The sequence below is a fragment of the Methylopila henanensis genome (assembly GCF_042681025.1).
In the GTDB taxonomy this organism is placed as follows: Bacteria; Pseudomonadota; Alphaproteobacteria; order Rhizobiales; family Methylopilaceae; genus Methylopila; species Methylopila henanensis.
In genome coordinates, this window is record NZ_JBHUER010000005.1 from 1 (window position 1) to 12,252 (window position 12,252).

The 12,252-nt window shown below is 69.1% G+C and carries 10 protein-coding genes and 1 pseudogene; 10 read left to right on the top strand and 1 reads right to left on the bottom strand.

Annotated elements, in window-relative coordinates; genetic code table 11:
• From ACFSCV_RS08355 to ACFSCV_RS08385, 7 genes and pseudogenes are all read left to right on the top strand, one after another.
• Positions 1–127 (top strand): annotated as a pseudogene (locus tag ACFSCV_RS08355) (succinate--CoA ligase subunit alpha); the annotation flags it as partial.
• Positions 128–264: 137 nt separating this feature from the next.
• Entirely contained in the window at positions 265–3,219 is a 2,955-nt protein-coding gene (locus ACFSCV_RS08360) for a 2-oxoglutarate dehydrogenase E1 component (protein ID WP_378798842.1), read from the top strand.
• A 77-nt stretch (positions 3,220–3,296) separates the two neighbouring features.
• On the top strand, positions 3,297–4,553 hold the full coding sequence (gene odhB, locus ACFSCV_RS08365) for a 2-oxoglutarate dehydrogenase complex dihydrolipoyllysine-residue succinyltransferase (RefSeq protein WP_378798844.1): 1,257 nt from the start codon (positions 3,297–3,299) through the stop codon (positions 4,551–4,553).
• Positions 4,554–4,563: 10 nt separating this feature from the next.
• On the top strand, positions 4,564–4,917 hold the full coding sequence (locus ACFSCV_RS08370; RefSeq protein WP_378798846.1) for a hypothetical protein: 354 nt from the start codon (positions 4,564–4,566) through the stop codon (positions 4,915–4,917).
• Entirely contained in the window at positions 4,914–5,231 is a 318-nt protein-coding gene (locus ACFSCV_RS08375) for a hypothetical protein (RefSeq protein ID WP_378798848.1), read from the top strand. Before ACFSCV_RS08370 ends, ACFSCV_RS08375 begins: the two co-directional genes overlap by 4 nt.
• A gap of 3 nt (positions 5,232–5,234) precedes the next feature.
• Positions 5,235–6,650, top strand: a complete 1,416-nt coding sequence (lpdA, locus tag ACFSCV_RS08380; protein ID WP_378798850.1) for a dihydrolipoyl dehydrogenase — start codon at positions 5,235–5,237, stop codon at positions 6,648–6,650.
• 109 nt (positions 6,651–6,759) lie between these two features.
• On the top strand, positions 6,760–7,740 hold the full coding sequence (locus ACFSCV_RS08385; RefSeq protein ID WP_378798852.1) for an aliphatic sulfonate ABC transporter substrate-binding protein: 981 nt from the start codon (positions 6,760–6,762) through the stop codon (positions 7,738–7,740).
• A gap of 13 nt (positions 7,741–7,753) precedes the next feature.
• On the opposite strand, the gene panE is transcribed toward ACFSCV_RS08385, so the two are convergent.
• The gene (gene panE, locus ACFSCV_RS08390) at positions 7,754–8,677 is read right to left on the bottom strand and encodes a 2-dehydropantoate 2-reductase (protein WP_378798854.1); all 924 of its coding nucleotides are present in this window, start codon (positions 8,675–8,677) and stop codon (positions 7,754–7,756) included.
• A gap of 190 nt (positions 8,678–8,867) precedes the next feature.
• Between panE and ACFSCV_RS08395 the strand changes: the two genes are divergently transcribed.
• From ACFSCV_RS08395 to ACFSCV_RS08405, 3 genes are all read left to right on the top strand, one after another.
• Positions 8,868–9,395 carry a DUF3280 domain-containing protein gene (locus ACFSCV_RS08395; RefSeq protein ID WP_378798856.1) on the top strand — a complete coding sequence of 176 codons (528 nt, stop codon included), beginning with the start codon at positions 8,868–8,870 and terminating at the stop codon, positions 9,393–9,395.
• Positions 9,396–9,556: 161 nt separating this feature from the next.
• On the top strand, positions 9,557–10,027 hold the full coding sequence (locus ACFSCV_RS08400; RefSeq protein WP_271200933.1) for a (2Fe-2S)-binding protein: 471 nt from the start codon (positions 9,557–9,559) through the stop codon (positions 10,025–10,027).
• A gap of 4 nt (positions 10,028–10,031) precedes the next feature.
• Positions 10,032–12,236, top strand: coding sequence for a xanthine dehydrogenase family protein molybdopterin-binding subunit (locus ACFSCV_RS08405; protein ID WP_378798859.1), 2,205 nt, complete (start codon positions 10,032–10,034; stop codon positions 12,234–12,236).
• The last annotated feature ends 16 nt before the right edge of the window (positions 12,237–12,252 follow it).

A 12,252-nucleotide genomic window follows, 5' to 3' on the forward strand; every position in this document is an offset into this window, starting at 1 on the left:
CGCGATCATCTCCGGCGGCAAGGGCGGAGCCGAGGACAAGATCGCCGCCATGGAGGAGGCCGGGATCCGCGTCTCCCCATCCCCCGCACGGCTCGGAAAAACTCTCGTCGATATGCTCAGGGGCTGAATCTCAACCCGCGGCGGCGCCGTTCTTGCGTCGCCACGACATCATACTGAAGTCGCGTTCCGGTCGTTCAATCCAGAACCGCCGTCCCTATATCTGCTTCCGGGACGGGCTCCGAAAACAACGCAAGGTCTTATCCGATGTCACGCCAGGCGGCGAACGAGGCTTTCTCCCGCACCTCCTTTCTCTGGGGCGGAAACGCCGCCTATATCGAGGACTTGCAGGCCCGCTACCTGAAGGATCCGTCCTCGGTCGACCCGCAGTGGCGCGCCTTCTTCGAGGATCTCGGCGACGCCTCCGAGGCGGTCGCCAAGACGGCCGAGGGGCCGTCATGGGAGAAGCCGAACTGGCCCGTGCCGGCGAACGGCGAGCTGGTCTCCGCGCTCGACGGCGACTGGGGCGCGGCCGAGATCGTGGTCGGCGAGAAGCTGAAGGCCAAGGCGGCCGCGAAGGGCGAGGCGCTTAGCCCCGAGCAGATCCGGGCCGCGACGCGGGACTCCACCCGCGCGCTGATGATGATCCGCGCCTACCGCATCCGCGGGCATCTCGCCGCCGATCTCGATCCGCTCAAGATCGAGCGGCGTCCGGCGCAGGAGGAGCTCGACCCGGCCTCCTACGGCTTCTCGGACGCCGACCTCGACCGCAAGATCTTCATCGACCACGTGCTCGGCCTCGAATACGCGACCGTGCGCGAGATGCTCGCCATCCTGAAGCGCACCTATTGCGGCACGCTCGGCGTCGAGTTCATGCACATCTCGGAGCCGGGCGAGAAGGCCTGGATCCAGGAGCGCATCGAGGGGCCGGACAAGGGCGTGGCCTTCACCCCCGAGGGCAAGAAGGCGATCCTGACCAAGCTGGTGGAGGCCGAGGGCTTCGAGAAGTTCCTCGACGTCAAGTACACCGGCACCAAGCGCTTCGGCCTCGACGGCGGCGAGTCCATCGTCCCGGCGCTGGAGCAGATCATCAAGCGCGGCGGCGCGCTCGGCGTGCGCGAGATCGTGTTCGGCATGGCCCATCGCGGCCGCCTCAACATCCTCGCCCAGGTGCTCGGCAAGCCGCACCGGGCGATCTTCCACGAGTTCAAGGGCGGCTCCTGGACGCCGGACGAGGTCGAGGGCTCGGGCGACGTCAAGTACCATCTCGGCGCCTCGTCCGACCGCGAGTTCGACGGCAACACCGTCCACCTGTCGCTGACCGCCAACCCGTCGCATCTCGAGATCGTCGACCCGGTGGTGCTGGGCAAGGTGCGCGCCAAGCAGGACCAGTGGAAGGACGGCGACCGCACCCGCGTGATGCCGCTGCTGATCCATGGCGACGCCGCCTTCGCTGGCCAGGGCGTGGTCGCGGAGTGCTTCGGCCTCTCGGGCCTGAAGGGGCACCGCACCGGCGGCTCGATCCACGTCATCATCAACAATCAGATCGGCTTCACCACCAGCCCGCGCTACGCGCGCTCGTCGCCCTATCCGTCCGACGTCGCCAAGATGATCGAGGCGCCGATCTTCCACGTGAACGGCGACGACCCGGAGGCGGTGACCTTCGCGGCCAAGATCGCGACCGAGTTCCGGCAGAAGTTCCACAAGCCGGTCGTGATCGACATCTTCTGCTATCGGCGCTTCGGCCATAACGAAGGCGACGAGCCGGCCTTCACCCAGCCGCTGATGTACAAGAAGATCCGCAGCCACCCGACGACGCTGGAGACCTATGCCCGGCGCCTCGAGGGCGAAGGCGTGATCAAGCCGGGCGAGGTCGACGAGATCCGCGCCGCCTTCCGCGCGCGGCTCGACGGCGAGTACGAGAGCGGGCAGGCCTACAAGCCGAACAAAGCCGACTGGCTCGACGGCCGCTGGTCCGGGATGAAGGCGTCGAAGGACGTCGACGACGCGCGCCGCGGCAAGACCGGCGTCGAGGCCGAACGCCTGAAGGAACTCGGCCAGAAGCTCACGACGCTGCCGGAGGGCTTCAAGGCCCACCGCACCATCCAGCGCCTGCTCGAGAACCGGCGCAAGATGACGGAGACCGGCGAGGGGATCGACTGGGCGATGGCCGAGGCGCTCGCCTTCGGCTCCTTGCTCCTCGACGGCAAGCCGGTGCGTCTGTCCGGCCAGGACGTGGAGCGCGGCACCTTCAGCCAGCGCCACGCGGTGCTGGTCGATCAGGAGACCGAAGCCCGCGCCGTGCCGCTCAACGCGCTTGGCGACGACCAGGCACCGTTCGAGGTCATCAACTCGATGCTCTCGGAAGAGGCGGTGCTCGGCTTCGAGTACGGCTACACGCTGGCCGAGCCGAACGCGCTGACGCTGTGGGAGGCGCAGTTCGGCGACTTCGCCAATGGCGCGCAGGTGATCGTCGATCAGTTCCTGTCGTCGGGCGAGCGCAAGTGGCTGCGCATGTCCGGCCTCGTGATGCTGCTGCCGCACGGCTATGAGGGGCAGGGGCCGGAGCACTCCTCCGCCCGTCTGGAGCGCTATCTCCAGATGTGCGCCGAGGACAACATGCAGGTCGCGAACTGCACGACGCCGGCGAACTACTTCCACATCCTGCGCCGCCAGCTCGTCCGCGACTTCCGCAAGCCGCTGATCCTGATGACGCCGAAGTCGCTGCTCCGCCACAAGCGGGCGGTGTCGCCGCTGTCGATGATGGAGGCGGGGACCTCGTTCCACCGGCTGCTGTGGGACGACGCCCAGCTCAGCCCGGGCTCGACGCTCGCGCTCAAGCCGGACGCCGAGATCCGCCGCGTCGTGCTGTGCTCGGGCAAGGTCTATTACGACCTGCTGGAGGAGCGCGAGAAGCGCGGCGTCGACGACGTCTACGTCCTGCGCGTGGAGCAGCTCTACCCGTTCCCGGCCAAGGCGCTGACCAACGAGCTGTCGCGGTTCAAGAACGCCGAGGTGGTGTGGTGCCAGGAGGAGCCCAAGAACATGGGCGCCTGGAACTTCGCGGAGTCCTATGTGGAGTGGGCGATGAACACGGCGGGCCTCGCCGCGAAGCGGCCGCGCTACGCCGGCCGTCCCGCGTCGGCCGCCACCGCGACCGGCCTGATGTCCAAGCATCTGGCGCAGCTGCAGGCCTTCCTGAACGACGCGCTCGGCGCGTGAGCCGCCGGGCGGGACCGAACTGACGACGTGACGAACTGAGCGAGCGGGCGGAGGAGCCTGCTCCATGGGAGACTTCGATGGCGACCGAAATCCGCGTGCCGACGCTCGGCGAATCCGTGACCGAAGCCACGATCGGCCGGTGGTTCAAGAAGCCGGGCGAGGCGGTCGCGGCCGACGAGCCGGTCGTCGAGCTCGAGACCGACAAGGTGACGCTTGAAGTGCCGGCGCCCGCCGCCGGCGTCCTCGGCGCGATCGAGGCGAACGAGGGCGACACGGTCGGCGTCGACGCGCTGCTGGGCTCGATCGAGGCCGGCGACGGCGCGGCGCCCGCGCCGAAGGCCGAGTCCAAGCCGGCCGAGCCGGTGAAGGCTCCCGCGCCCGCCATCAAGGACGACGCCAACGAGACCAAGCCCAAGGAGGCGCTGAAGGCCAACGGCGGCGCGGCGGCGGATTCCGGTCCCGCGGTGCGGCGCATCGCGGCCGAGAGCGGCGTCGATCCGGCGGGCGTGCAGGGCACCGGCAAGGACAGCCGGGTGACCAAGGGCGATATGCTGATCGCGGTCGAGGGCGGCGCGAAGGCTCCGGCGCCGCAGCCCGCCGTTCAGGCGCGCGCGCCGTCCGCGCCGGACGACGCCGCCCGCGAGGAGCGCGTCAAGCTGACGAAGCTGCGCCAGACCATCGCGCGCCGCCTCAAGGACGCCCAGAACACCGCCGCCATGCTGACGACCTTCAACGAGGTCGACATGACCGAGGTCATGGCGTTGCGCGCGAAGTACAAGGACGTGTTCGAGAAAAAGCACGGCGTGAAGCTGGGCTTCATGGGCTTCTTCGTGAAGGCGGTGATCCAGGCCCTGAAGGACATCCCGGCGGTGAACGCCGAGATCGACGGGACCGACCTCGTCTACAAGAACTACTACCACGTCGGCATCGCCGTCGGCACGGACAAGGGCCTCGTGGTGCCGGTGGTGCGCGACGCCGACGCGCTCGGCCTCGCCGGGATCGAGAAGAAGATCACGGACTTCGGCAGGCGCGCCCGCGACGGCAAGCTCGGCATCGAGGAGATGCAGGGCGGCACCTTCACGATCACCAACGGCGGCATCTACGGCTCGCTGATGTCGACCCCGATCCTGAACGCGCCGCAGTCGGGCATTCTGGGCATGCACAAGATCCAGGAGCGGCCGATGGCGATCGGCGGCAAGGTCGAGGTCCGGCCGATGATGTATCTGGCGCTGAGCTACGACCACCGCGTGGTCGACGGCAAGGAGGCGGTGACCTTCCTCGTGCGCGTCAAGGAAAGCCTCGAGGATCCGTCGCGCCTCGTGATGGACCTCTGAGGCTGACGCCTTGCAGCCGCCCCCGCCGCGCTTCGTCCCGTCCGGGGACCCGTTTCCCGAGCCCTGGGACCAGGAGGCGGGCGCGTGGCTCGTCGGCAAGTACGCGCTCGTCGGCGTGATCTTCGCCGACGGCGAGGGCGAACGGCTCGGCCAGTACCACGGCCGGATCGTCTCGGCGGACCGGGCCGACGGGATCGCGATCGCCTGCGAGGGCGATCGCGAGGGCGAGAGCCTGGTGATGCCTCCGGCGCTCGGCTGGTTCGGCGTGGCGCAGCCAGGCGAGTACCGGCTACGCGCGACCGGCGAACTGGTGGTCAATCCCGACGTGCTGTCGTCCTGGCGCATCGCGCGTGACGACCGATGACGGCGGACGCGCCCGAAGTCGCCGCCGCGATCGCGGCGCGCAGGAAGTCCCTCGACCGGCAGTCCGTCGCGGCGGCGCTCGGCATGGCGGTGGTGGCGGTGATCTTCGCGTTCGACGCCGCCGACCACGACCGCACCGTTCAGGGCCTGATCGACATCCTGCCGTGGCTCGTCGGACTGTCGCTCGCGATCTTCGCCTTCAACCGCTGGACGCTCTCGATCCAGTCGAAGCTCATCCGGCGCGAGTTCGACGGGGCCGCCGCCCGGAGCCCCGCTCCGCCCCGACATGAACGATCCAGGAAGAATCGGAACTGAGACATGGCTGACAACACTGGCGCCTACGACCTCATCGTCATCGGAACCGGCCCCGGCGGCTATGTCTGCGCCATCCGCGCGGCCCAGCTGGGCCTCAAGGTCGCCGTGGTGGAGAAGCGCGCCACCCATGGCGGCACCTGCCTGAACGTCGGATGCATCCCGTCCAAGGCGCTGCTGCACGCCTCCGAGCTGTTCGAGGAGGCGGGCCACAAGTTCGGCAAGCTCGGCATCAAGGTGTCCGCGCCCGAGCTCGACCTGCCGGCCATGATGGCGTTCAAGGACGAGGGCGTCACGGGCAACACCAAGGGCGTCGAGTTCCTGCTGAAGAAGAACAAGATCGACGCCTTCCACGGAACGGGGAAGATCCTTGGGTCCGGCAAGGTCGAGGTCACGCCCGAAAGCGGCGAAGCGAAGACGATTCAGACCAAGAGCATCGTCATCGCGACCGGCTCGGACGTGGCGAAGCTCAAGGGGCTCGACATCGACGAGCAGACCATCGTCTCCTCCACCGGCGCGCTGACGCTGCCCAAGGTTCCGGGCAAGCTGCTGGTGGTCGGCGCCGGCGTGATCGGGCTGGAGCTCGGCTCGGTGTGGCGCCGCCTCGGCGCGGAGGTGACGGTGGTCGAGTTCCTCGACCGCATCCTGCCGGGGATGGACTCCGACGTCGCCAAGCAGTTCCAGCGCCTGCTGGAGAAGCAGGGCGTGGCGTTCAAGCTCGGCTCCAAGGTCACCGGCGCCGAGAAGGCGGGCGAGGGCCTCAAGGTCACGATCGAGCCGGCCAAGGGAGGCGAAGCCGCGACGCTCGACGCCGACGTGGTGCTGGTCGCGATCGGCCGTGTCCCCTATACGGCGGGCCTCGGCTTAGAGGAGGCCGGCGTCGCGCTGGACGAGCGCGGCCGGGTCAAGACCGACGGGCACTTCAAGACCAGCGTCGACGGGATCTACGCCATCGGCGACGTCATCGCCGGCCCGATGCTGGCCCACAAGGCCGAGGACGAGGGCGTGGCGATCGCCGAGATCCTCGCCGGCAAGTCCGGCCACGTGAACTACGACGTCATTCCGAGCGTGGTCTACACCTATCCGGAGGTGGCCTCGGTCGGAAAGACCGAGGACGAGCTGAAGGCCGCAAAGGCCGACTACAAGGCGGGCAAGTTCCCCTTCACCGCCAACGGCCGGGCCAAGGCCAACGGCACCACGGAAGGATTCGTGAAGGTGCTGGCGGACGCCAAGACCGACAAGGTGCTCGGCGTCCACATCGTCGGCCCCCGCGCCGGCGACCTGATCGCGGAGGCCGCGATCGCCATGGAGTTCGGCGCCTCGTCGGAGGACATCGCCCGCACCTGCCACGCCCATCCCACGCTGGCCGAGGCGGTGAAGGAAGCCGCGCTCGCCGTCGAGGGCCGCGCCATCCACATGTGAGGGCCATGGCTGGCCGCCCGTCGATTGTACATTAAATAGATCGAATTTAGTTGCAATTGATGTGCGGCCGACGTTCCATGCGCCTGATCCTCAAGCGCACGGGAACGTCATGCTTCATCTTCGCTCCGCACTCCGGCCGGTCAGCCGCCGTCTGGCGCTAGCCTTCGTCTCCGTCGCGCTGTCGGGCCTGACGGTCGCGGGAGCGCGCGCCGACGACACGATCCGCATCGGCTATCAGCGCTCCTCCACGCTGACGACGCTGCTCAAGACCAGCGGCGAGCTGGAGGCGGCGCTGGCGAAGCAGAACGTCAAGGTGACCTGGCACGAGTTCACCAGCGGCCTGCCCCTGCTGGAGGCGCTCAACACCGGCAACGTGGACTTCAGCGCCGATGTGGCGGACACGGTGCCTGTGTTCGCTCAGGCGGCCGGCGCCAAGCTGACCTATGTTGCGGAGGAGGCGGCCTCGCCGGCGGCGCAGGCGATCCTCGTGCCTGCGAACTCGCCGATCACCTCGGTCGCGGAGCTCAAGGGCCGCAAGATCGCCGTCACCAAGGGCGCCGGCAGCCACTACCTGCTGCTCGCGGCGCTAACGAAGGCGGGCGTCTCGATCAAGGAGATCACACCCGCCTACCTCACCCCCGCGGACGGCCGCGCCGCCTTCATCGGCGGCAATGTCGACGCGCTGGTGGTTTGGGACCCGTTTCTGGCGAGCACGCAGGCCCAGTCCGGCGCGAAGGTGCTTCAGAACGGTGAGGGCCTGTCGGGCTACAAGCGCTACTATCTCACGACCGAGGCCTTCGCGAAGCGCAACGGGCCGGCGCTGGAAACCATCGTCGCTCAGCTCAAGGCCAAGGGCGCCTGGGTGAAGGCCAATCCCAAGGAGGCCGCCGAGCAGCTCGCCGGGCTCTGGAAGATCGACGCGGCGGTGGTCGAGCAGGGCAACGCGCGCCGCTCCTACCAGGTCGCGACGGTGACGAAGGACGGCCTCGCCGAGCAGCAGAAGATCGCCGACGCCTTCTTCGCCGAAGGCCTGTTCCCGAAGCCGGTGGTCACCGCCGAAACGGCCATCTGGCAGCCGGTCAGCCAGTAACGCCGGACGGGCCTCAGCCGGCCTCCGCAGCCTTTCGCGCCGCGTAGGCCTGCATGTGGGCGTAGGCGAGCGCGAGCGTGGGAACCGCCACGCCCGCCGCGCGGCCGCGGTCGCGCAGGTCGCCGAGGATGTGGTCGTGCTCGGTGCGGCCGCCGTTCTCGACGTCGCGCAGCATGGAGGCGGTGGCGGGCGAGCCGGCGGCGGTCAGCATGCCGAGGCTCTGCGCCAGGAACGCCTCGCGCGGGACATGGCCGTTCGCGGCCGAGACCGCGGCGCATTCGTCGAGCAGCGCCTTCGCGATCGCCGGGCCATCGTCCGCCTGCATGATCGCGCCGACAGGCGCGCGCATCAGGCAGGTGAGCCCGGCGAAGGTCGCCAGCATCGTGAACTTCTCCCACATGTCCTGCATCACGTCGGCGCTCAGCTCCGGCGCGAAGCCGCCCTTCAGGAGCTCGGCGTGGAGCGCCGTGGCGCGCGCCGCCTGCGCAGGGTCGCGCGGGCCGAGCACGAAGCGGTGCAGCTTGTTCAGGTGCCGGATGGTCCCGTCCGCGGCCATGGTCACGCCGATATGGGCGACGCCGCCGAGCACCCGCTCGCGCCCGAAGGCGGCGTCGAGCGTGTCGAGATGGCGGACGCCGTTCAGCAGCGGCAGCACCAGCGTCTCGGGCCCGACGGCGGGACGCACGGCGTCGATCGCGCTGTCGAGGTCATAGGCCTTGCAGGACAGCAGCACGGCGTCGAATGTCTCCGACGCTTGCGTCACCAAGGCGACCGGTCGGCGCACGTCGCCAAGGGGGCTCGTCAGCACCAGCCCGTCGCGCGCCAGCCGCTCGGCGCGGGCGGGGCGGACGAGGAAGGTCACGTCGACGCCGGCCTCCGCCAGACGCGCGCCGTAGTATCCGCCGATGCCTCCGGCGCCGAGAATGAGAAGCCGCATGACGTTGGTCCTTCGAGAGCCGCGGGCGGAGGCCTGTTCTACAGGGAGCCCGTCCGCTTCCTCAAACCAATGCTTGTGATGTTCGGCTCGCCGTTTGGCGATGACAGGCACCGGGGCTGACGCCAGACCGGTATTGACCTACCTCATGAGAGAGGAACGACAACAACAATCCATCGGAAGGAGACGCGGGATGCGAAAGGACCTGACATGCGCGGCGCTCGCGGCGGCCGCGTTCGTGGGGCTCGCGGGCCCAGCCTGGGCCGCCCCGATCAAGGTCGCGGCCTTCGCGTTCGAGCTGCTCGACACCAGCGCGGAGGGCGACATCCGCGGCGCCGCGCGGCCGGACGAGCTCCGTCGGATCGACCAGGTCTCGGAGCAGATGCGTACGTTCCTCACGTCGAAGGGGCTCGAACTGGTCGACGTCGCGCCGGCGCAAAAGGACATCGACGCCCAGAAGCTCATGACCTGTGGCGCCTGCCCCGCCGGCATCGCGAAGACGCTCGGCGCCGACTACTCCGCCATCGGCTACGTGCAGAAGGTGTCGAACCTCATCCTCAACCTGAACGTCGAAATCCGCGACGCGCGAACGGGCGAGGTCGTGCGCAAGGGCAGCGCCGACATCCGCGGCAACACCGAGGAATCCTGGCGACACGGCCTGAGCTATCTTATGCGCCACACCATCCTCGAACAGCCGCTGCCGCCGGTCAAAGCCCCGTGAGACGATGCGAGCGGCGTGCGTTCGGGCAAGAAGATTGGAGGATCAGGCAAGCCGCAATCTGGAACTGATACAAACCTAAGTCTAGGCTCCCGCCATCCAGCGCCGTCCCCGGACGGACGGCGCGACGCGGACCGATGGGTCCGCCATGCGAGGTCGCCATCATGATCAAGCTCAAAGTGAACGGAGAGGTGCGCACGGTCGACGTCGAGGACGACACCCCTCTGCTGTGGGTGCTCCGCGACGAGATCGGGCTCACGGGAACCAAGTTCGGCTGCGGCGTCGCCCAGTGCGGCGCCTGCACGGTGCACATGGACGGCCAGCCCGTCCGCTCGTGCCTCACCTCCGTCGCCGACGTCGGCGACTCCGAGATCGTCACCATCGAAGGCCTTGTGGGCGCGAACGCCAGCAAGGAGGCGCAGGCCGTGCAGGCCGCCTGGCGCGCGCTCGACGTGGTGCAGTGCGGCTACTGCCAGTCCGGCCAGATGATGTCGGCCGCGGCGCTGCTGACCGAGAACAAAAAGCCGACCGACGAGGACATCGACGCGGCCATGAGCGGCAACGTCTGCCGCTGCGCCACCTATGTCCGCATCCGTGCGGCGATCCACGACGCCTCGCGCCGGCTGGAGGCCTGATCCGATGAACGCTCCCACCAGAGTTCCCGCCAAGGGCCAGCCCTTCGACCTCAACCGCCGCGGCTTCCTCGCGGTCGCCGGCGGCGCCGGCCTCGGGCTGATGATCGGCATCCGGGCCACGCCCGCGGGCGCCGCCACAGGACCCGTCCAGTTCAACCCCTTCGTCAAGGTGGCGCCGGACGGCGCGGTGACGGTGATCGTCAAGCATCTCGACAAGGGCCAGGGCGTCGCGACCGGCCTCGCCACCATCGTCGCCGAGGAGATGGACGCCGACTGGGCGACCATCCGCACCGAGTTCGCGCCGGCCAATCCGGAGCTCTACGCCAACCTCGCCTTCAAGGCGCAGGGCACCGGCGGCTCGACCTCGATCGCCAACTCCTGGGACCAGTACCGCACCGCGGCCGCGACCGCGCGCGCGGCGCTGGTGAAGACCGCTGCGGATGAGTGGAAGGTCCCCGTCGGCGAGATCAAGGTCGAGAGCGGCGTCATCAGCCATCCCTCGGGCAAGAAGGGTTCGTTCGGCCAGTTCGCCGACAAGGCCGGCGCGGCTCCCGAGCCGGTCGCGGCCCCGCAGGCGCCCCAGTTCAAGGACCCGAAGGACTACCGCCTGATCGGCAAGGAGGGCGTCCACCGCGTCGACAACGACTCCAAGACCGACGGCACGGCGATCTACACCCAGGACCTCAAGTTCCCGGGCATGCTGGTCGCGGTGGTGGCGCATCCGCCGAAATTCGGCGCCAAGCCGAAGTCGTTCGACGACGCCGAGACGAAGAAGGTCAAGGGCGTCGAGCATGTCGTCCAGATACCGAACGGCGTGGCGGTGCTGGCGAAGTCGACCTGGGCGGCGATCAAGGGCCGCACCGCGCTGAAGGTCGAGTGGGACGAGACCGGCGCAGAGACGCGCGGGTCGGAGGCGATGCTCGCGGCGTGCCGCGAGGCCGTCGCCAAGCCCGGCGTCGCGACCGCGACCAACGCCGGCGACGCCGAGGGCGCGCTGAAGGGCGCGGCCAAGGTGATCGAGGCGAACTTCGCCTTCCCCTATCTCGCCCACGCCGCCATGGAGCCGCTCAACGCCTGCGTCGAGCTGAAGGACGGCGCGGTGAAGATCACCACCGGCGCGCAGTTCCAGTCCATCGATCTCGCGGTCGCATCCCAGGTCGCGGGCGTGCCGATGGACAAGGTCACCATCGACACCGTCTGGGCCGGCGGCTCGTTCGGCCGCCGCGCGGTGCCGAACTCGGACTACATCGCCGAGGCGATCACGATCGCGAAGGCGAGCGGCCTGACGACGCCGATTAAGCTGGTCTGGACCCGCGAGGACGACATGAAGGGCGGCTATTACCGCCCGATGTACGCCCACAAGGTGAAGGCGGCGATCGGGCCGGACGGCATGCCGGTGGCCTGGCACCACCGCATCGCCGGTCAGTCGATCATGACCGGCACCGCGATGGAGGCGATGCTGGTGAAGGACGGCGTCGACGACACCTCGGTCGAAGGCGCTTCGAACCTCGCCTACGCCGTGCCGAACCTGAAGGTCGAGCTCACCACCATCAAGACCGGCGTGCCGGTGCTGTGGTGGCGCTCGGTCGGCCACACCCACACCGCGCACGCGGTCGAGTCCGTGATCGACGAGCTCGCCCACGCCGCGGGCAAGGATCCGGTCGAGTACCGGCTCGCGCTGCTGGAGGATAAGCCGCGCCACACCGCGGCGCTGAAGCTCGCGGCGGAAAAGGCCGAGTGGAAGGGACCGAACAGCCTCGGCAAGGGTAAGGGCCGCGGCGTCGCCGTGCACGAGAGCTTCGCCTCCTACGTGGCGCAGATCGTCGACGTCTCGATCCAGAAGGACGGCTCGGTGAAGGTCGACCGCGTCGTCGCCGCGATCGACTGCGGGCTCGTGGTCAATCCGGACGTGGTGCGCGCCCAGATCGAGGGCGGCGTCGGCTACGGCCTCGGGGCCGCCCTGCGCAACGCCATCACGCTCGCGGACGGCGAGGTGGAGCAGGGCAACTTCGACACCTACGAGCCTCTCCGCATCACGGACATGCCCAAGGTCGAGGTCCACATGGTCCCGAGCGGCGAGAAGCCGACCGGCGTCGGCGAGCCGGGCGTGCCGCCGCTCGCGCCGGCGCTCGCCAACGCGATCTTCGCGGCGACCGGCAAGCGCGTCCGCGACCTGCCGCTCGGCGACCAGAAGTTCACGAGCGCCTGACGGGGCGCGCCACCGC